Annotated in this window: 17 protein-coding genes; 10 read left to right on the top strand and 7 right to left on the bottom strand. The window is 63.5% G+C overall.

Annotation, left to right across the window (positions count from 1 at the left end):
* Window positions 1–51: 51 nt before the first annotated feature.
* The 3 genes from ACWNZ3_RS12780 to ACWNZ3_RS12770 form a co-directional block, all read right to left on the bottom strand.
* Window positions 52–357 carry a BufA1 family periplasmic bufferin-type metallophore gene (locus ACWNZ3_RS12780; RefSeq protein ID WP_269364958.1) on the bottom strand — a complete coding sequence of 102 codons (306 nt, stop codon included), beginning with the start codon at window positions 355–357 and terminating at the stop codon, window positions 52–54.
* 201 nt (window positions 358–558) lie between these two features.
* Window positions 559–2,544: a threonine--tRNA ligase gene (thrS, locus tag ACWNZ3_RS12775; RefSeq protein ID WP_496900170.1), complete on the bottom strand. Its 1,986-nt coding sequence runs from the start codon at window positions 2,542–2,544 to the stop codon at window positions 559–561.
* Between the two features lie 1,068 nt (window positions 2,545–3,612).
* The gene (locus ACWNZ3_RS12770; protein WP_496900169.1) at window positions 3,613–3,999 is read right to left on the bottom strand and encodes a VOC family protein; all 387 of its coding nucleotides are present in this window, start codon (window positions 3,997–3,999) and stop codon (window positions 3,613–3,615) included.
* A 370-nt stretch (window positions 4,000–4,369) separates the two neighbouring features.
* Between ACWNZ3_RS12770 and ACWNZ3_RS12765 the strand changes: the two genes are divergently transcribed.
* The 7 genes from ACWNZ3_RS12765 (at window position 4,370) to ACWNZ3_RS12735 (ending at window position 11,273) form a co-directional block, all read left to right on the top strand.
* The gene (locus ACWNZ3_RS12765) at window positions 4,370–6,811 is read left to right on the top strand and encodes a GcvT family protein (protein WP_496900168.1); all 2,442 of its coding nucleotides are present in this window, start codon (window positions 4,370–4,372) and stop codon (window positions 6,809–6,811) included.
* 157 nt (window positions 6,812–6,968) lie between these two features.
* Window positions 6,969–8,222, top strand: coding sequence for an MFS transporter (locus tag ACWNZ3_RS12760; protein ID WP_496900167.1), 1,254 nt, complete (start codon window positions 6,969–6,971; stop codon window positions 8,220–8,222).
* 85 nt (window positions 8,223–8,307) lie between these two features.
* Complete coding sequence (locus tag ACWNZ3_RS12755) at window positions 8,308–8,553, top strand: hypothetical protein (protein WP_269364879.1); 246 nt, start codon at window positions 8,308–8,310, stop codon at window positions 8,551–8,553.
* A 103-nt stretch (window positions 8,554–8,656) separates the two neighbouring features.
* Window positions 8,657–9,409: an alpha/beta hydrolase gene (locus ACWNZ3_RS12750; protein ID WP_496900166.1), complete on the top strand. Its 753-nt coding sequence runs from the start codon at window positions 8,657–8,659 to the stop codon at window positions 9,407–9,409.
* Between the two features lie 4 nt (window positions 9,410–9,413).
* Window positions 9,414–9,842: a VOC family protein gene (locus ACWNZ3_RS12745; RefSeq protein WP_269364883.1), complete on the top strand. Its 429-nt coding sequence runs from the start codon at window positions 9,414–9,416 to the stop codon at window positions 9,840–9,842.
* A 17-nt stretch (window positions 9,843–9,859) separates the two neighbouring features.
* On the top strand, window positions 9,860–10,531 hold the full coding sequence (locus tag ACWNZ3_RS12740) for a hypothetical protein (protein ID WP_496901906.1): 672 nt from the start codon (window positions 9,860–9,862) through the stop codon (window positions 10,529–10,531).
* A 31-nt stretch (window positions 10,532–10,562) separates the two neighbouring features.
* The gene (locus tag ACWNZ3_RS12735; protein ID WP_274577746.1) at window positions 10,563–11,273 is read left to right on the top strand and encodes an alpha/beta fold hydrolase; all 711 of its coding nucleotides are present in this window, start codon (window positions 10,563–10,565) and stop codon (window positions 11,271–11,273) included.
* A gap of 15 nt (window positions 11,274–11,288) precedes the next feature.
* On the opposite strand, the gene ACWNZ3_RS12730 is transcribed toward ACWNZ3_RS12735, so the two are convergent.
* Both ACWNZ3_RS12730 and phaZ read right to left on the bottom strand, forming a co-directional pair.
* Entirely contained in the window at window positions 11,289–11,876 is a 588-nt protein-coding gene (locus ACWNZ3_RS12730) for a DUF6151 family protein (protein WP_496900165.1), read from the bottom strand.
* 3 nt (window positions 11,877–11,879) lie between these two features.
* Complete coding sequence (gene phaZ, locus ACWNZ3_RS12725; RefSeq protein WP_269364888.1) at window positions 11,880–13,160, bottom strand: polyhydroxyalkanoate depolymerase; 1,281 nt, start codon at window positions 13,158–13,160, stop codon at window positions 11,880–11,882.
* Between the two features lie 100 nt (window positions 13,161–13,260).
* Here phaZ and ACWNZ3_RS12720 point away from each other — a divergent pair, with 100 nt between their 5' ends.
* The 3 genes from ACWNZ3_RS12720 to phaR all read left to right on the top strand — a co-directional run bounded on the left by ACWNZ3_RS12720 (window position 13,261) and on the right by phaR (window position 16,391).
* Window positions 13,261–15,066 (top strand): PHA/PHB synthase family protein, encoded by a 1,806-nt coding sequence (locus tag ACWNZ3_RS12720; RefSeq protein WP_496900164.1) that lies wholly within the window; start codon window positions 13,261–13,263, stop codon window positions 15,064–15,066.
* A gap of 178 nt (window positions 15,067–15,244) precedes the next feature.
* Entirely contained in the window at window positions 15,245–15,688 is a 444-nt protein-coding gene (locus tag ACWNZ3_RS12715; RefSeq protein WP_269364892.1) for a phasin family protein, read from the top strand.
* A 127-nt stretch (window positions 15,689–15,815) separates the two neighbouring features.
* Window positions 15,816–16,391: a polyhydroxyalkanoate synthesis repressor PhaR gene (gene phaR / locus ACWNZ3_RS12710; RefSeq protein WP_114275949.1), complete on the top strand. Its 576-nt coding sequence runs from the start codon at window positions 15,816–15,818 to the stop codon at window positions 16,389–16,391.
* A gap of 525 nt (window positions 16,392–16,916) precedes the next feature.
* Here phaR and ACWNZ3_RS12705 read toward each other — a convergent pair.
* Together ACWNZ3_RS12705 and ACWNZ3_RS12700 are read right to left on the bottom strand one after the other, a co-directional pair.
* A complete protein-coding gene (locus ACWNZ3_RS12705; protein ID WP_496900163.1) occupies window positions 16,917–18,095 on the bottom strand; it encodes a DegT/DnrJ/EryC1/StrS family aminotransferase in 1,179 nt (392 codons plus the stop codon).
* Between the two features lie 141 nt (window positions 18,096–18,236).
* The gene (locus tag ACWNZ3_RS12700; protein ID WP_496900162.1) at window positions 18,237–19,541 is read right to left on the bottom strand and encodes an NAD(P)/FAD-dependent oxidoreductase; all 1,305 of its coding nucleotides are present in this window, start codon (window positions 19,539–19,541) and stop codon (window positions 18,237–18,239) included.
* Window position 19,542: the final 1 nt, after the last annotated feature.

Raw genomic sequence — 19,542 nt, 5'->3', positions numbered from 1 at the left:
CGGGGGCGGAGTGGCACCCCGGACAGTTGGCCCGGGGTGCGGATCCTTGGATTATGCGGGCGGGTCGCGGTCCAGCGCCTCAAGAGAGCCCTGGCGTGGCGTCCCGTCGGCCATTTGCGGCAGCTCGATCTCGGCGCAGGTGCCTGCGTCAACCAGGGTCCAGGCGTTGCCCTGATAATCGGTCACGGAGGTGCCTGCACAGGTGGTGCCGGGGCCGGCCGCACAATCGTTTTCACCGGCAAGGCTGACGCCGTAGCATTTTTCCTTGGACGCCGCTTCGGCGGTCGTGGTGCCCTGCGCCGTCATCGCGGCGGCAACTGCGCCTGCAATGGCGAATGATTTCATGGTGTTGGACATAAAGCCTCCTGTATTCGTCATGTGGAACATGTGATGCCTTGAGTAAAGCAGTCACCGGACCTTAGCACCATTCACGAGCAGGTGTGTCACGATCCTGTCAGGAGAAACGTGAGAAATCCGGTGAAAGTTGCGCGAAGACAGCGCCATTGCGGCGAAATTGTTTCAGGCGGGGGCCGGGCGGCAGGCACCGCCCGGTGAATGTTACAACGCGCGCAGGTCCGGCGGCGTGGCCTCGGCGGCCAATGTTACAGCCACTTCGGCAAGCGGCTGCACGCTGGTCTGTTTTTCGCCAAGACGGCGGACGGAGACTGTTCTGTCCTCAACCTCGCGCGCGCCGACGGCGAGGATCACGGGCACCTTGCCGACCGAATGTTCGCGGACCTTGTAGTTGATCTTTTCGTTGCGCGTGTCCGCTTCGGCGCGCACGCCTGCGGCCAGCAGTTCGGCCACGACCTCCTGCACGTAGTCATCGGCCTCGGAAGTGATGGAGGCGACCACAACCTGACGCGGGGCCAGCCAGAAGGGCAGCTTGCCTGCGTGTTCCTCCACCAGGATGCCGACGAAGCGTTCAAAACTGCCCAGCGTGGCGCGGTGCAGCATGAAGGGGCGGTGTTTGGCCCCGTCCTCGCCGATATAGGTGGCATCAAGCCGATCGGGCAGGTTCGGGTCCACCTGGAAGGTGCCGCATTGCCAGACACGGCCGATGGCATCGGTCAGGTAGAAGTCGAGCTTGGGGCCATAGAAGGCGCCGTCGCCCGGTTCCAGCGTGTAGGTGCGGCCGGTCTTGCGGATCGCTTCCTCCAGCGCGTTTTCGACGTAATCCCAGGATTCCTCGGTGCCCACGCGCTTTTCGGGGCGGGTGGCGAATTTGATCTCGAACTCGGGGAAGCCCAGCTCGGCATAGATCTCGGCGAGGAATTCGATGAAGCGGGCGCATTCCGCCTCGATCTGTTCCTCGGTGCAGAAGATATGGGCGTCATCCTGGGTAAAGCCGCGCACGCGCATGATGCCGTGCAGCGCGCCGGAGGGCTCGTAGCGGGTGCAGGAGCCGAATTCGGCCAGCCGCAGCGGCAGGTCGCGGTAGGATTTGAGGCCCTGATTGTAGACCTGGACGTGGCAGGGGCAGTTCATCGGCTTCAGCGCGTTGATGCGGGTTTCGGCCTTGTTGGTTGCGGCGGCATCGTCATTCTCGCCGTCGCGGCTCTCGTCCACTTCGACGATGAACATATGGTGCTGGTACTTGTCCCAGTGGCCCGAAAGTTCCCACAGCTTGCGGTCGACGATCTGGGGGGTGTTGATCTCGCGGTAGCCGCCCGCGCGCTGCTTGCGGCGCATGTAGTCCTGCAGGGTGGTGTAGATGGTCCAGCCGTTGGGGTGCCAGAAGACCTGACCGGGGGCTTCTTCCTGCATGTGGAAGAGGTCCATCTCGCGGCCCAGCTTGCGGTGGTCGCGCTTGGCGGCTTCTTCCAGCATGTTCAGATGCGCGCGCAGCTTTTCCTTGCCGGTGAAGGCCACGCCGTAGATGCGTTGCAGCATCTGGCGCTTGCTGTCGCCGCGCCAATAGGCGCCGGCAATGGACATCAGCTTGAAGGCGTCCCCCGGCACCTGGCCGGTATGTTGCAGGTGCGGACCCCGGCAGAGATCCTGCCAGTCGCCGTGCCAATACATGCGCAGCGGCTCGTCGCCCGGGATGCTTTCGATCAGCTCGACCTTGTAGGGCTCGCCCCGCTCTTCGTAGTATTTGAGTGCAACATCACGGTCCCAGACCTCGGTGCGGACGGGATCGCGCTTGTTGATGATCTCTTTCATCTTCTTTTCGATCTCGCCCAGATCTTCGGGGGTGAAGGGCTCGGCGCGGTCAAAGTCATAGTACCAGCCGTCCTTGATGACAGGGCCGATGGTGACGCGGGTGTCGGGCCAGATTTCCTGCACGGCGCGGGCCATGATATGGGCCAGGTCGTGGCGCACCAGTTCGTTGGCCTGATCCTCGTCCGCCATGGTGTGAATGGCGATGTCGGCGTCGCCCTCGATCGGCCAGGCCAGATCGAAATGGGCGCCGTTCACGGTGGCGCTGATGGCCTTCTTGCCGAGGGATTTGGAGATGTCTGCCGCGACTTCGCCCGCAGTGATACCTGCGTCGTACTGTCGTGCATTGCCATCGGGAAGGGTAAGGGTGATCTGGGCCATCTGGGCCTCCTCGTCGGTTTGGCGCCTACGAGACGCCCGGTTGCGGGTTATGAGGGCGCAGACATCGCGCCTGGTCGGGGGCTTGTCAACCTCGGGCGGCACCGAAGGCGGCGCGCGGTGGGAATTTTTGGCGGATGGTGTCGGGAAAGCCGGGTTTCGCCGTGATGTTTGCGCGGCGGGCGGCAGCGGGGGGGCTGGCCCTTGCGAGAGTGTCGACCGCCTTGCCAATGCGATCCGAACCCACGGATTTTCTGAAACCTGTCGGGAAGTCGCGGTGGGCAATCCTGACCCTACCGCCAGCCATTTCCGACCCGGACCGGAGCATTGATGCGGGATGCGTGAAAGACCGCTGCGTGGACGAAACAGCCGTCGATCAAAGGCACCCAGGCCCGGAACAAGCCGAAGGCGCCGGGCCATCGCCTGCCCGCCGGTCGCACCAAAGGTGCGCCCTTGATCGTTGGCATGCCTTTGGCATGACGGGCGGGCGATTTGGAGAGGCCAGGAGTTCCACTGACGGGATTCATCATGGGTGAGAAATTAAGTGGCATTTACACAAGTCGGCATCGCCCACCCCGGGCAGGCGACGGCCCGGCTTGCGCTTCGCCTGACTCCGGGCGCTTTCCGGACCTCCGCTGCGCCAACCATGAAGGTGCCATATGCGCGCGGCGCTGATCCGCAAATGAAGACATGTCAAAAATGACATGTGAGGCTGCTGAAAAACCCGGAAACGGCTGCCGCCGGAGGTAAATCGTTCTTCTGCGCTCAGCGTTACGTTTTCGAACGAAGGGCCGCGCCCGAGCCTGGGAGGGCGCATTGAGACGCGCATTCGGAGCGCTTCCCTTACAAATATCAATGTTGTCAGTGTGATACGAGAAGTCACCAAAAGCGCCCTCCCGGGGGGAGGGTCGGGCGCGGCCCGGGCTGACACCCGGGCCAAGGCTTGTGGCTGGCGTCGTGGAAGAACGATTTCGTTGTTTCGGGGGGAGCGGGTGCAGGAACGTGCTTTTTCAGCAATCTGACATGTCAAAAATGACATGTCTTCATTTGCGCAGAACCGGGGTCAACCGGTCATGCGTCGTAACTCGAAATCTCGATCAGGTTATGGTCCGGGTCGCGTATATAGACCGACAGTATAGGCCCTTGGGCGCCGGTGCGTGCGATGGGCCCGGCCTCTATCGGAACGGCCGCACGCCTGAGCATTTCCACAACGATGTCCGGAGAGAGCGACGTTATCATACACAGATCCATCGACCCTGGTGTGGGGCGCAGTGCCTTTGGTTCAAACTCCTGACCTGCCTGATGCAGATTGAACTTTTGTTTGCCAAACGCCATCGCCCTCCTTCCTTGCCCGAAGGTGATGATCTCGAAGCCAAGAACTTTTTCATAAAACGCGCAGGTCTTGTCCAGGTCAGAAACCGTAAGAACAAGATGGTCCAGATGTGAAATTTCCAGCATTCGGTTCGCCTGACACTCAATTTCCATTGTCTGCCCGCATTGTCGCGAGATGGGAGAATGGCCGCAAGGGGCGCGATCCCGCCCATCGCTGCATTCTCACGACTGACCGCTTGGCTTTTGGCCCGTCCTTCTTCGGTCAGAGCGCCGCGCGCCGGGTCAGTTGCTGCAGGCTGACAGACGGACGAGCGCAAATGCATCCCCGGCTTTCACCCTGCGGCAACTGACCGTAGTCTCCGCCCTTGTAAGGTCGTCCAGCGGGATTCGGGCGCAGCGCCGCAGCTGCGCGGCGCGATTTTCGGGTTGCGGTTTTGCACGGGACAACTGCGGTTTGGCGGAATAGCCTCGCCCAGAAATTTCAAAGGGGATGCTCATGCAATCACATGCCAAGGTCGTTGTCGTAGGAGGGGGATGTGTTGGCGCATCCATCCTGTTCGGGTTGACCGAACAGGGGTGTTCCGATGCCGTGTTGCTGGAGCGCAGCCAGCTGACCGCCGGGTCGACCTGGCATGCGGCGGGGTTGCTGGTCACCTTCGTGCGCTCGCATGTCATCAGCCAGATGACGATGGAAACGATCCGGATCTATGCGGATGTGGAACGCCGGCTGGGCACCTCCTGCGGGCTGCGTCAGGTGGGCCAGCTGCGCGTTGCCAACACCCGGGACCGCTGGGACGAGTTCCAGAGCTATATCAGCATCGCGGAGGCGGCAGGCGTTCCGGCAGAGCTGCTGACGCCTGAGCAGGTGCAGGAACAGCATCCCTATCTTTCGCCCAGCAACTCCATTTTCGGCGGGATCCTTCACCGCGAGGATGGCTATATCAACCCGGCCGACATCACCCAGGGGCTGGCGCGTCTGGCGCGGGATCAGGGTGCCAAGATCTATCAGAACACCGAGGCGCTGTCCTATGAGAAGCGGCCCGGCGGCGGCTGGAAGGTTGTCACCTCGCAGGGCGAGATCACCTGCGATCACCTGGTCTTTGCCACCGGCAATTATGCCCGCGAGAATGCAAAGCGCGTGGGCCTCGATCTGCCCTGCATTCCGATTGTCCATCAATACTGGACCACCGAAGTGGTGCCCGCGCTGAAAGACCGCAAGGCTGCGGGGCTGCCCGAACTGCCGATCCTGCGCGACGAGGATTACGGCGCCTATCTGCGCGAGGACACGGGCGCCTTTCAGTTCGGACCCTATGAATTCGAGAAGGATCTCAAGCTCTTTGCCGTGGACGGGGTGCCGAAGGATTTCGGCGCGGATCTGCTGCCGGAGGATTTCGATGCCGTCGAAAGCCAGTGGGAGCGGGCCATCGAGCGGGTGCCAACCTTGGGCGAGGTGGGGATCAAGGCCAATACGCGCGGACCCTTCCAGATGACCCCGGACGAGATGCCGCTGTGCGGTCCTGCCCCGGGCCACGAGGGGCTGTGGCTGGCCGAGGGGGTGCCGGGTGGCATCCTCTGGGGCGGCACCATGGGCGCGCGGCTGAGCCGCTGGATCCTGAACGGCGACCCGGGCATGGACATGTCGGCGCTCGACCCGCGGCGCTTTGGCGATTACGTGACCAAGCGCTGGACCGCCGACAAGGTGCGCGAGACCTGGGGGCGGCACATGCTGGCCCATATCCCGGGTGAGGATACGCCGGCGGGCCGCCCGCTGAAGACGGTGGGGTCCTACGACCTTCTGACGGCGAAGGGTGCGGTCTGGACCGTGCTTGACGGCTATGAGGTTCCGAACTGGTACGCGCCATCGCCCGAGCTGGCGCTGCCGGAGGCCAGCTTTCGCAGGACACGGTCGATGGAACATGTCGAGGCCGAGGTGCGGGCGACCCGCAGCGCGGCCGGGCTGATCGAGATGTCGCCGATGACCAAGTTCCGCGTGCGCGGGGCCGGGGCGGCGGCCTGGCTGGACGGGATCATGGCCAATGCGCTGCCGAAAGTGGGGCGGTTGAGTCTGAGCGTGGTCTGCAATCCACGCGGCGGGATCGACGCGGAATTTACGGTGGTGCGCTATGGCGAAGACGATTTCTATCTCGTCAGCACGCCGAACGGCGAGGTCCGCAACCTTGACCAGCTGTCGCGGCTCTTGCCGCAGGACGGCAGCGTGATCCTGGAAAACCTGTCCGAGCAGCTTGGCGTCATTGCCATCGCCGGTCCGAAATCCCGCGAGATCCTGCAGCCCTTGACCGACAACGACCTGTCGAACGCGGCCTTCCCCTGGCTTTCTGCCCAGTTGGGCGAGGTCGGCTATGCACGGGATGTGCGGCTGATCCGGGTCAGCTATACCGGGGAGCTGGGGTGGGAATTGCACCACCCCGTCGCCTACAACCGGCATCTGGTCGATCTGCTGCTGAACGCGGGGGCGGCGCATGGGATGGTGCCCTTTGGCCTGCGGGCGCTGGAATCGATGCGGCTGGAGAAATCCTACCGCGCGATCAACCGCGAGCTGTCGCAGGACATCTCGCCGCTGGAGGCCGGGCTGGGCCGTTTCGTCAAGCTGGACAAGGGCGATTTCCTGGGGCGCGATGCGCTGCGTGCGGAAGCGGCGGCGGGGCCGGCGCGGGTTCTGGTGACGCTGAAACTGCCGTCCTGCGATACTTCCGTCCTCGCGGACGAGGGGGTGTATCAGGAGGGCGCACTGGTCGGGCGCGTGACATCGGGCGGCTATTCCTATCACTTCGCCCATGACATCGCGATGGCGCTGGTGCCACCGGCCCTTTCGGCCGAAGGCACGGCGCTGCAGGTCTCCGTCCATGGCGAGATGCGCGAGGCGGTGGTGACCCATGACAGCATGTATGATCCCGCGAGCGCGCGCGCGCGGATGTAGAGGTAGAGGTAGAGGTAGATGTAGGGGGCAGGGCAAGGCGGCGATTCCGTTTTGCACCGCCCGCAAGCCATAGCCCCGCCATCTGCCACTGGCCGCGCTTTCCATTCGCAGGCGACGCCCTAACTGCATCTGCATCAAGGGCATGGCGGAAAAGTGGATGACGGACAGCACGGCAGAGGGCGTTTTCAGCAGGATCGCGGGTGAGGAAGGGGCCGGCCAGCCCGGCCCGAGCGAAGGGCGCAACGGTTTGCGGCATATCGCGGCGCTGTCGATGACCAAGGTGGCGGACGGGCTGATCGACCCCAAGCTGGTGCTGGCCTGGCTGCTCACGGCGCTGGGGGCGCCTGCGGTCTTTGCGGGCGCGCTGGTGCCGATCCGCGAGGCCGGGGCGCTGCTGCCGCAGATGCCGCTTGCGGCGCTGTTGCAGCGCTTGGCCCGGCGCAAATGGATATGGGTGCTGGGCAGCGCCGGTCAGGGGCTGGCGGCGGGCATGATCGTGCTGGCGGCGCTGTCGCTGGAGGGGCAGGCGGCGGGCCTTGCCATCTGCGCGGCGCTGGCGCTGCTGGCGGTCTGCCGGGCGGCCTGTTCGGTCTCTTACAAGGCGATCCTGGGCAAGACGGTGTCGCTGTCCCGGCGCGGTGCGGTGACCGGGCTGGCGGGGTCGGCCTCCTCTGTCGGTGTGCTGGTCTTTGCCGCCCTGCTGATCCTGGGGCCGGGGCAAAGCGCGGGGCTGGTCATTGCCGCGATTGCCCTGGCCGCCCTGTTCTGGGGGGCTGCCGCCCTGCTGTTCACCACCCTGGAGGAGGAAAGGAGCGAGACCGGCGGCGATACCATTGCCCATTTCGCGGTGCTCAGGGAAGACCCGGTGCTGTGGCGTTTCATCATCACGCGGGGGCTGCTGGTGTCGACGGCACTGGCGCCGCCCTATCTGGTGGTCCTGTCCGGGGAAAGCACGCTGGGCAGGCTCGGCGCCCTTGTGCTGGCCTCGGCGCTGGCCTCGCTGGTCAGCTCCTATGTCTGGGGGCGGCTTGCGGATCACTCCAGCCGCCGGGTTCTGATGTTCTCGGGCCTTCTCGGGGCTGTTGCCATGGGCGCGGGCGTTGCCCTTTGGGCGCTGGGGTTGGCGGGGCAGTGGATGGCGATGCCGCTGGTGCTTTTTGTCCTGATGATCGCCTATCACGGGGTCCGGCAGGGCCGGTCCACCTATCTGGTGGACCTCGCGCCAGAGGGCCGGCGCGCGGCCTATGCCGCTGTCACCAATACCGTCATCGGGGTCTTGCTGCTGGGGGTGGGGGTGCTGGGCGGCGGGGCGGCGCTGATCGGGCCCGAGGCCACTTTGACGCTCTTTGCCGTCATGGCGATTGCCGCATTTTTCACCGCGCGGGGGCTGACCGAGGCCGAAGGGCTGTGAATGTCAAACTATACGTTGACTGCGACGTTCAAGAGCGTAAAAGCGACACTAGGACCCCGGCAACATTTCCGTGAAGGAGCGCGGCATGGCAAGCTACAACCGGACATTCAACCTGACGATTGCGGATGTCGACATGATCGAGGAAGCGCTGCGCGCCCGTGGTCGTGAATTGTCCCGCATGCGGCTTGCCCTGGGCAGCGACAACCCGGCGCATATGGAATCGATCCGGGTGATCGAGGATGACCAGCGCGAGAACGAGGAACTGCTGGGGCGGCTTCACGGTCAGAAGATCTTTTACCGGCCCAAGACATCGACCTACGTCAGCGGCTGAGGCCTGCGCGCCCGCCGGGCGCGCCGGTACAACGGTAACGCGGGATTCTCGCGGTTGCCCTTGGACCCGGTGTTGCGCATGATGACCCGAAAAAGGGGGCACCATGACCATACCGGCATTTCTGGACACGAAATCAGGGCGCAGGCTGGCCTATCACCGGACCGAGGGGGCGGGGCCCTGTATCGTGTTTCTGGGCGGTCTGAAATCCGACATGATGGGCACCAAGGCGGTGTTTCTGGAGGAATGGGCGCGCCGCAACGGGCGGGCCTTTCTGCGCTTCGATTATTCCGGACATGGCGAATCGTCGGGCGATTTCACCGATGGCTGCATCGGCGACTGGGCCGAGGACACGGCCGAGGCGGTGGCGGCGCTGACGCAGGGGCCGATCCTGCCCGTGGGCTCCTCCATGGGGGGCTGGCAGGCGCTGTTGCTGGCGCGGGCGCAGCCGGAGCGGCTGGCGGGGCTGGTGACCATCGCCGCGGCACCGGATTTCACCGAAGACGGATATTGGGCGAATTTTACCGATGCGCAGCGCACGCAGATCGAGGCGGGGCAGATGGTGGAGCTGCCCTCGGATTACATGGAGCCCTATCTGGTCACGCCGCGCATGATCGCGGACGGGCGTGAACAGCTGGTGCTGCGCGCACCGCTGCATCTGCCGTTCCCGGTGCGGTTCCTGCAGGGCACGGCAGATACCGCCGTCAGCGTTGCCACCGCCACGCGGCTGCTGGAACATGCCACCGGGCCGGACATGCGGCTGCTGCTGGTCAAGGATGCGGATCACCGGTTTTCCGACGGTCCCTGTCTGGATCTGATTGTTCAGGCGATAGATGAGGTTTTGGCTGCAAATGACTGAAAAAATGGAACAACGTATTTCGCTGATCACGCTGGGCGCAGGGGATCAGGCCGGGCTGGCCGCCTTTTACGACGCCCTGGGCTGGGTCCGGGTGGAGAGCCCGGACGGCGTTGTCGCCTATGATCTGATTGGTCAGACGCTGGGACTTTACCCGATCGGGAAATTGGCCGAGGACATTGGCGTGCCGGTGGAAACGCTGGGCCATGGGGCCATGACGCTGTCCTACAATGTGCGGGACAAGGCACAGGTCGCGCCGCTGCTGGCGCGGGCAGAGGCCGCGGGGGGCCGTATCCTGCGGCCCGCGCATGACATCTTCTGGGGCGGGCATGTGGGGTATTTCGCGGACCCCGAGGGGCATATCTGGGAGGTCACCCACAACCCCTTTGCGCCGCTGGCCCCGGATGGCGCCTTTCGCTGGAACGGCCACGGCTGATGCGCAGACCGGCCAGCATGTGGAGCCTTGAGACCTTTGGCCGGGTCCGCCTGTCGAAACATTTCTACATGCGCGATTTCCTCTATTCGGAAATTTCGGGCTTTCACGGCATTCCCAATGTGCCGGACGATCCCGATCTGGCAATCGCGAACGGGCGGGCGTTCTGCAGCGCGCTGATGGACCCTTTGGAGGAAACCTTTGGCCGGGTCGCAGTGCGGTCGGGCTATCGCAGCCGGGCGCTGAACCGCTACGGCAACGAGAACCGCCTGAACTGCGCGCGCAATGACAACCCGCTGGAATGCCATATCTGGGACTGGGCCGGCGGTGACCGGGCCGTGGCCGGGGCCAGCGTCGTGATCCCCTGGTTTGCCGATCAATATGCCCAAGGGCGCGACTGGCGCGATCTGGCCTGGTGGGTGCATGACCATCTGCCCTATTCGGAGATGTGGTTCTTTCCCAAGCTGGCGGCCTTCAACCTGGTCTGGCGTCCGCAGCCCTGGCGCACGATTTCCAGCTATGTCGCGCCGCGCGGGATGCTGCTGCGGGCCGGAGAGGCGCCAGACGAAAGTGCCGCCACCCGTGCGCGGCGCTATGCCGATTTTCCGCCCCTGCGCGGCATCAAGATGCCTGATGTTGCGGCACCCCCCGGCCATGCTATAGAGGATGAAGCGGGCAATCGCCCGGACTGAAAGACTTTTGAGATCAACAAGGTGCGCTGATATGGCCGAGCCGCTGGTGCTGTTGCCCGGCATGATGTGTGACGCGCGGCTTTTCGGGCCCCAGATCGCCGAGCTTTCGGCTGACATGGCTGTCATGCTGGCCCCCATCACAAAGGGTGAACGGATCGAGGAGATCGCCTCGGGCATTCTCGACCTCTTGCCGAACCGCTTTGCCGTGGCGGGGCAGGGCATGGGCGGCGTGGTGGCGATGGAACTGCTGCGGCGCGCGCCGGACCGGGTGACCCGGATCTGCCTGATGGGCACCAATCCGCTTGCCGAAACCCCTGTCGCCGCCGCGAACCGCGAGCCGCAGATCGTGCGGGTCCGGTCGGGGCGGCTGCTTGAGGTGATGCGCGACGAAATTCCGGCGGCCAGCCTGGCGCCCGGCGGCCAGCGTGCCGAGGTGCTGGAACTGGCCCTGGACATGGCCGAGACGCTGGGGCCGGAGGTGTTCATCCGCCAGTCCCGCGCCTTGCAGCGGCGGCGCGACCAGCAGGCGGTGCTGCGCAAATGCAAGTCCCCGGCGCTGGTGCTCTGCGGGCGGCATGACACGTTGAGCCCGGTCAAACGCCACAGTTTCATGGCAGAGCTGATCCCCTATGCCGAGCTTCTGGTGCTGGAGGATGCGGGCCATCTGCCAACCCTGGAACAACCCGCAGAGACCACGGCGGCGCTGCGCAAATGGATGCGCCAGCCCCTGGTGTTGCGGTAACGGCAGCGGATTTGGTCAGGACGCGGCGTCGAGCAGGGCTTTGCGGGTGCCCTGTGGCAGCACCTCGACCGGGCTGACCAGCGTGACGCCATCGGCCTTGAAAAACGGTGTTTTCTTCCATCTGCCGGTGATGAGCTGAAGCGCGCTGCGGCTGAGTGTGCCCCAGATGAACCGCGGCAGACCTTTGTGGCGGGTCTTGCCGCTGTCGGTGGGGAGGAAGGCCTGACCGACCACCGGGCCAAGCGGCGCGGTTTCCCCCAGGATATTGGTGCGGATGCCGACGAAGGAAAACCGCGCGCTGCGCGGCGTGTTGAACAGCGGTGTGCCGCAGCAGGCGGCTTGCCAGCGCAGCACATTTTTCGCGCCAAAGGAAAAGACCGCCAGCCTATCGGCCCCCTTGGTAATGGTCAGCCGGTCCGGTGTGGTCTGAAATATGCCGACCGGGCCGGGGGCCGGGTCGGGCTGGCCCAGGTGCAGTTCCGCCGCGCGGCAGTCGCGGCAAAAGCACTCGGAATGGGTGCCGGCACCGGGGCTGGCCCCCCGCAGGGTGCCTGCCAGTTTGCCGCAGTTGCAGGCGAATGCGATATCATGCGGCCTGGCCATGGATCAGGCCGCCTGGTTCTTGTTCGCCGCCTTTTTTGTCTTGGGCTGCGGATCGCCGCTGTTTTCGTCGATGAAGTTCAGCACCAGCGGGCGGATGTTCTCGCGCCAGCTGCCACCGGCAAAGATGCCGTAGTGTCCGGCCCCTTCTTCCAGATGGCTGGCCTTTTTGCTGTCGGGCAGGCCGGTCAGCAGATCCAGCGCGGCGACGCATTGGCCGGGGGCGGAAATGTCGTCCTTGGAGCCTTCGACGGTCTTGACCGCGACGGTGGTGATCTTGCCGATGTCCACCTTGCGCCCTGCGACGGTAAAGTTGTTGCTGGCAATTTCGTGGTTCTTGAAGATCCGGTCGACGGTCGACAGGTAGAATTCCGCCGTCATATCCATCACGGCAAGATATTCATCGTAGAACTTGTTGTGCTTGTCGTGTTCATGCGCCTCGCCCCGGGCGACGCGGCCGATCTGGTCGCTGAACGCCTTGAAATGGGTTTCCGCGTTCATCGAGATGAAGGAGGACAGCTGCAGCAGGCCGGGATAGACCTTGCGGCCGACGCCGGCGTATTTGAAGCCGACCCGCTGGATCATCATGTGTTCCAGCTGGCCCATGGTGACGCTGTGGCCAAAGTCGGTGACTTCGGTGGGGGCGGCACCGGGATCGATCGGGCCGCCGATCAGGGTCAGGCTGCGCGGCTGGGCGTCTGGCGCTTCCTCGGCCAGGTAGGCGGTGGCGGCCAGCGCCAGCGGGGCGGGCTGGCAAACGGCGATCACATGGGTGTCCGGGCCCAGATGCTTCATGAAATCGACAAGATAGAGGGTGTAATCCTCGACATCGAACTTGCCGGCGCTGACGGGAATGTCGCGCGCATTGTGCCAGTCGGTGATATAGACGTCGCAATCGGGCAGCAGGCTGATCACGGTGGAGCGCAGCAATGTGGCATAATGGCCGGACATCGGGGCCACCAGCAGCACCTTGCGGGGCGGTGTGGGACGGCCCGAAATCTTGAAATGCAGCAGATCGCCAAAGTCGCGCGACAGGGAGATTTCAGCGCTGACGACATGGTCCTGGCCGTCGTTGCCGGGGATCGCGGGGATGTTCCAGTCGGGTTTGACGACGATCCGGCTGAAGGTCCGTTCGGTTACTTCGCCCCAGGCCGCCATCCAGTTCAAGCCAGGGTTTGGAAACATTGAAAAAGCAGGGTAGGATGCCATGGCAAGCGCTGACGCGCCGAGCCATTGGTTGGTATTTCTGACGGTCTCCATCAGATCGTAGGAAGCCATGTAACGCATAGGGGTCTCCTTTGGGCCCGAGATTGCGCACCTCCTTGGTCCGGCCCCTGAAGCGGTCCATGAAATGCTGCACCTGCGAAGATAGGAGCAAAAGGTTAAGATGACAACTAAAACTAAAAACGACCCGGCATTGAGTGACGCGTCCCTGTCCCGGATGGTGGAAAACCTCAAGAAGGTGGAGCAGCTGACCGAGCGGCTGGGGCAGGTGATGGCACATCGCCAGACCCACCGGCAGGCGCTGGACGGACCGAACCAGGAATTGTTCGCCAAGGCGCAGCAGGCCTATCTGACCGAAGCCATGACCAATCCGGCCAAGCTGATGGAACATCAGCTGTCGTTCTGGACCAGGACGATGACCCATTTCGTCGAGGCTCAGCAGGCCCTGGCCAAGGGCACGCTGACCGCACCGGAGGACAATACGCCCAGCGACCGGCGCTTTGCCAATCCGCTGTGGCAGACCCATCCCTATTTCAACTTCGTCAAGCAGCAGTACATGATCAACGCGCAGGCGCTGGAACAGGCGGTCGAAGATGTCACCGACATGGAGCCGCATGAGAAAAAGCGGCTGGCCTATTTCAGCCGTCAGATCATCGACATGATGAGCCCGACGAATTTCCTGGCCACCAACCCCGACGCGCTGGAACGCGCGATCGAGACCGAGGGCGAGAGCCTGGTGAAGGGAATCGAGAACCTGATTTCCGATCTGGAGGCCAACGACGGTGAGCTGATCGTGCGGCTGGCCGATGAAAAGGCCTTCAAGCTGGGCGAGAATATCGCAAGCACACCGGGCAAGGTGGTCTATCGCAACAAGATGTTCGAGCTGATCCAGTACACGCCGACCACCGAAAAGGTACACAAGACGCCGCTGCTGGTGTTCCCGCCCTGGATCAACAAGTTCTATATCCTCGACCTGAAGGAACAGAACTCATTGGTGAAATGGCTGCTGGATCAGGGCCACACGCTGTTCATGGTGTCCTGGGTCAATCCTGACAGCACCTATCGCGATGTCGGGATGGAGGATTACATCGAGGATGGCTATCTGGCCGCGATTCGCGAGGTCAAGGCGATCACCGGCGAGAAGAAGGTGAATGCGGTGGGCTATTGCATTGCCGGGACCACCCTGTCGCTTGTCCTTGCGCTGCTCAAGCAGCGCGGCGACAAATCGGTCAAATCCGCGACGTTCTTTACCGCGCTGACCGATTTCTCCGATCAGGGGGAGTTCCAACCCTTCCTGACCGACGATTTCATCGACGGGATCGAGGGGGAGACGGCGGACAAGGGGATTCTCCCCTCGGTCATCATGGCGCGCACCTTTTCCTTCCTGCGGTCGAACGACCTGGTTTATGCCCCTGCCGTCAAACATTACATCATGGGAGAGACGCCGCCGGCCTTCGATCTGCTCTACTGGAACGGGGACGGGGCCAACCTGCCTGCCAAGATGGCGATGCAGTACCTGCGCGGCCTGTGTCAGCGCAACGAGCTGGCGGAAGGGGGATTCGACATTCTGGGGCATCATCTGGTGCTGGGCGATGTGGATGTGCCGCTATGTGCCGTGGCCTGCGAGACCGACCATATCGCGCCTTGGAAAGACAGCTACCGCGGCGTGCGGCAGATGGGATCCTCGGACAAGACCTTCATCATGACCCAGTCGGGCCATATCGCGGGGATCGTGAATCCGCCGTCCAAGAAGAAATACGGCCATTACGTGAACCCCTCGCTTGAAGCGGAGCACACCGGCTGGCTGGAAGCGGCGGAATTTCACGAAGGGTCGTGGTGGCCGCGCTGGGGAGCCTGGCTGAAAAAGCGGTCCGGCGCGATGATCAAGGCGCGGAAACCGGGGGATGATGGCAGGAAAATTCTGGGAGATGCGCCGGGAGAATACGTGGCAAAGAAGGCAAATCACTGATCGGAAAGCAGTTTTTGCCGTCATGAAAGTTTAATGCTGCGATGCAGAAAAAGACTTGAAATGCTGCGGTGCAGCATGTATATAATTTAGGCAGACGCGGAAGGCTGGATTCACCACTGGACGCGAAAGGCGGGACAGACCCGTCGAACTAAACAGCGTAACCTAAGGATATACAGACATGACAAAGACACCTGATATGACCGCGATCTTCAAAGACGTAATGGGCTCTTTCCCGGTTGACACAGCCGCAATGGAAGGCGCGTTCAAAACAAGCGCGACCCTGAACGAAAAACTGTCCGGCGTTGCCCTGGCAGCGGTTGAGAAATCCACCGAGGTTTCCTCCAAGTGGACAAAAGACACCGTCGCAAAGATGACCGAGATGGCCAAGGCGAAGTCCGAGCCCGCCGATTACGCAAAAGCGATGTCCGACTTCGCTTCTGCTTCCGCTGAATCCGCAGCCGAGCACATGGCTGCTTTCGCGGAAATCGCCAAGAAGGTTCAGATGGACACCGTCGAGCTGATGATGGCTGCCGGCAAGGACATCCAGGAAGACGCAACCGCCGCGATGAAGAAAGCTTCGAGCGACGTGCAGGCCGCCACCAAGAAGGCGACAGCGAAGTAAGACCGATTACCGGTATCTCCTCCTCCCTGAAAGAAGATGCCGTGGGGCGGGTGCTGATGCACCCGCCCTTTCTTTTTGTGAAACATGCGCCTAAGCTGCATTGCAGCACGTAATCGGGAGGATGATTGTGGCGGACCAACCCAAGCCTTTGCTGATCAAGCGCTACGCGTCTCGGCGGCTATATAATACCGAAACCAGCGACTATGTGACGCTGGAGGATATTGCCGGTTTCATCCGTGATGGCCGCGAGGTGCAGATTGTGGATCTGAAGTCGGGCGATGACCTGACCCGTCAGTATCTGTTGCAGATCATTGCCGAACACGAGAGCCGGGGCGAAAGCGTCTTGCCGGTCGAGGTGCTGAACGACCTGGTGCGCAGCTACATGTCCGGCAATGTTTCCGTGGTGCCGCAATTCCTGCAGGCGTCATTCGACATGCTGCGCGACGGGCAGGCCAAGATGATGGAAAACATGTCGACGATCAATCCGATCGCGACGATGCCCGGCATGGAAGCGGTGAAGGCCCAGCAGGAAGCCTTCATGAAGGCGATGACCGGCGGCTGGGGCGGCAAGAAGGGTGCGATGGGCACCACCATGCCGACCATGTCGGAAGAAGACGAGCCGGAGCCGGAAAAGTCCGAGGATCTGGACGCGATCAAGAAGCAACTCGCCGAGTTGCAGGACAAGCTGTCAAAGATGAAGTGATCCTGCGGACGCGCGCCCCTGACAGGGCACGCGGCGCGATCATCGGCGCCATGTGGCGGGCCTGAGCCCTTGGCTCTTGCCAATTGCCATGCAAAACCGGCTTCTGGTCACATCGCTGACCCGGAGCGCGGCGCGACCTCCGCAGGGCGGGGCAGGGGCGATGCGGTCATTGGTGAAAATTGCAGCGAACGGGGGAGGGAGGCCAGAGTGACATGAGGCGCAGGCCGGGCCTATAGTGCCTTGGCATCCCGAAACCTGAGGGCCGCGTCCGACCCGGGGCCGGAGGCCGTCTTGCAAAAGGTCCGGTGGACCTTTTGAGGCCGGAGGGTGCGGCAGCACCGGGGGCGACGCAGTCGCGCCCGCCCTGGGGGCGGGTCGGGCGCGGCCCGGACGCGGGGCGTCCGGGCGTTGTGGCGAACGGCAACTTCTCTGCTCACCTGACCTTGCCCCATACCACGCCCAAAGTCTGGTTTGGGTCGGAATTGTGCGGCATTCTGCTGCTCTGCTGCCGGCGCTGCCCTGTGGTCAGGCCGCTGCGGCCTTTGTGGTCTGTGCCAGCGCGTTCAGGATCACGTCGCAGACCGCATCAAGTTGTTCCATGGTCAGCTGAACGGGCAGGCGCACGTCGCAGGCCTGCATCAGCATGGCGCGGGTCCGCGGCAGTTCCGGCAGGTCGGGGATGAATTGCCAGTTCCAGAAGGCCCGCGCGTTGTCCGTGCTCTGGCCAAAGACCTGCACCTTGACGCCCTGCGCATCGGCGGCTGCGGCAAAGCTGCGGATCGCGGCATCATCCATGTCCACCAGGTTGAACTGGATCGAATCCGGCGCGCGCTGTTCACCCTCCAGCGGGGCGGGCACATGGATATGGGGCGCGGCGGAGAGGCGCGCCGCCACATGATCGTGGTTGCGCAGCCCGTCGCGCACCCGGCGCGGCAGTTCCGGCAGCTGAGGCCGGATCACCGCGGCGGCAAGGTTCGACATGCGCATGTTGTACAGGGGCAGGCTGTTCTGAAGCGGGGCAAAGGCATCTTTGAGCACCGCGTGCTTGCTCCAGTTGTGCTCATAGGCGCCGGACATGATGACGGCGCGCGCCGCCAGGTCCGGGTCATCGGTGATCATGATCCCGCCTTCGCCCGCGTTGATCATCTTGTAGGACTGGAAGGAGAAACAGCCGATCCGGCCGATGGTGCCGATCCTGCGGCCCTTCCACAGCGTGCCAAGCGAATGTGCCGCATCCTCGACCACGGGAATCCCGGCGGCATCGCAGAGCGCCATGATCGCATCCATGTCGGAGGTATGGCCGCGCATGTGGCTGACGATCACCGCTTTCACGCCGGGCAGTTTTGCCGCGAAATCATCCATGTCGATGCGGTAATTCTCGCCCACTTCACAAAGCACCGGCAGGCAATCGGCGTGCAGGACGGCGGAAGGCACGGCGGCAAAGGTAAAGCCGGGGATCAGCACCGGCGCCTTTTCCGGCAGGTCCAGCGCCTTGAGCGAGAGGAACAGCGCGGCAGAGCAGGAAGAGACCGCCAGCGCATAGCTGCTGCCCATCATCTGCGCGAATTCCTGTTCCAGCAGTGTCACCGGCGCGTCGGATGCGGCGGTATAGCGGAACAGGTCGGCATCCTCCATCAACCGGGTGATCTCGGCCATCGCCGCTGGCGGGATGGGTTCGGCGCGGTGCAGGTCAGGAAGGGTCATTTCATCTTTCCCAAATAGTCATTTTCGTTTTTGTAAAACAAAAAGCTGCACGCAGAAAGTGTTTTCGCGGCGTCACCGCGTTAAGTTTTTGTGACCCGCTGCAGGGCCGGTGGACATTCATCTTCGTCCACAGGCCCTGGATCAGACGCCCAGGCGGTCGCGCAGGCTGTACCAGCTCATGGCCAGCACCAGCAGCGGAGACCGCATGGCAGGGCCGCCGGGGAAGGGCGTGGTGGGGATGGCTGCCATGGTGTCGAACCCGTCGCTCTCGCCCGTCACCGCCTGTGCCATCAGGGCGCCTGCATGGGTCGCGGTGCCCAGCCCATGCCCGGAATAGCCCGAGGCGGACAGGATGTTGCGCCCGACACGCGCCACATAAGGCAGGCGTTTCATGGTGATGCCCAATGTGCCGCCCCAGGCGTAGTCGATGCGCACATCGCTGAGCTGCGGAAAGATCACCGACATCGGTTTGCGCACCTTGGCAGCGATGTCCTGGGGGAAGCGGTAGCCATAGCTTTCACCGCCGCCGAACAGCAGCCGCCCGTCATGGGACAGGCGGAAGTAGTTCACGACAAAGCGGCTGTCGGCCACGGCCACATCACGCGGCAGCACCTCGCTGATCCGGTCGCCCAGCGGTTCGGTGGCGGCGATGAAATTGTTGATCGGCATGACCCGTGCCGCAACCTTGCGGTTCAGCCCGCCGAGATAGCCGTTGCAGGCGAGGATGACGTGATCCGCCTCGATCCGCCCGGCATCGGTCTGGACGGTGCAGGGAGAGGCTTCGTCGATGTGATGGGCGGGGGAGGTCTCGAATATCCGCACCCCGGCCTCTTTCGCGGCGCGGGCCAGACCCAGGGCAAAGTTCAGCGGGTGCAGATGGGCCGCGCCCCTGTCGAGGATGCCGCCGACGTAATCGGGGGAGGGGCAGACGCCCTGCAGGGCGGCATGGTCCAGCACCTCGATCTGGTCATAGCCATAGCGGTTTTCCAGATGTGCGGCGTAGGCGTGCAGATGCGCCAGGTCGCCCTTGTCAGAGGCGGTCCAGGCCACACCGGGTTTCAGGTGGCAGTCGATTCCGTGTTCGGCGATCAGCGATTTGACCAGCGCCTTGGCCTCTTCGCCCATCTGCCACAGGCGGGTGGCATGGTCCTGGCCCAGCATCTTTTCCAGCGCATCCTGTTCCACGCGCTGACCGCTGCCCAATTGCCCCCCGTTGCGGCCCGAGGCCCCAAAGCCCACGCGCTGCGCGTCGATCAGGATGACGTCGCGCCCGGCCTTGGCCAGATGCAGCGCCGCCGACAGGCCGGTGTAGCCGCCGCCGACCACGCAGACATCGGCCTTGTGATGCCCCTTGAGCACCCCGAATCGTTCCAGCGGGGTCGCGGTGGCCGCATACCAGCTTTGGGGATACTGGCCGCGCCGGTCATTGGCATAGAGCAGGTTCACG

The organism is Sulfitobacter sp. IGS-18, from assembly GCF_059628195.1.
The sequence above is the reverse complement of the archived record's forward strand: the minus strand, read 5'-3'. Positions and strand labels throughout refer to the sequence as shown.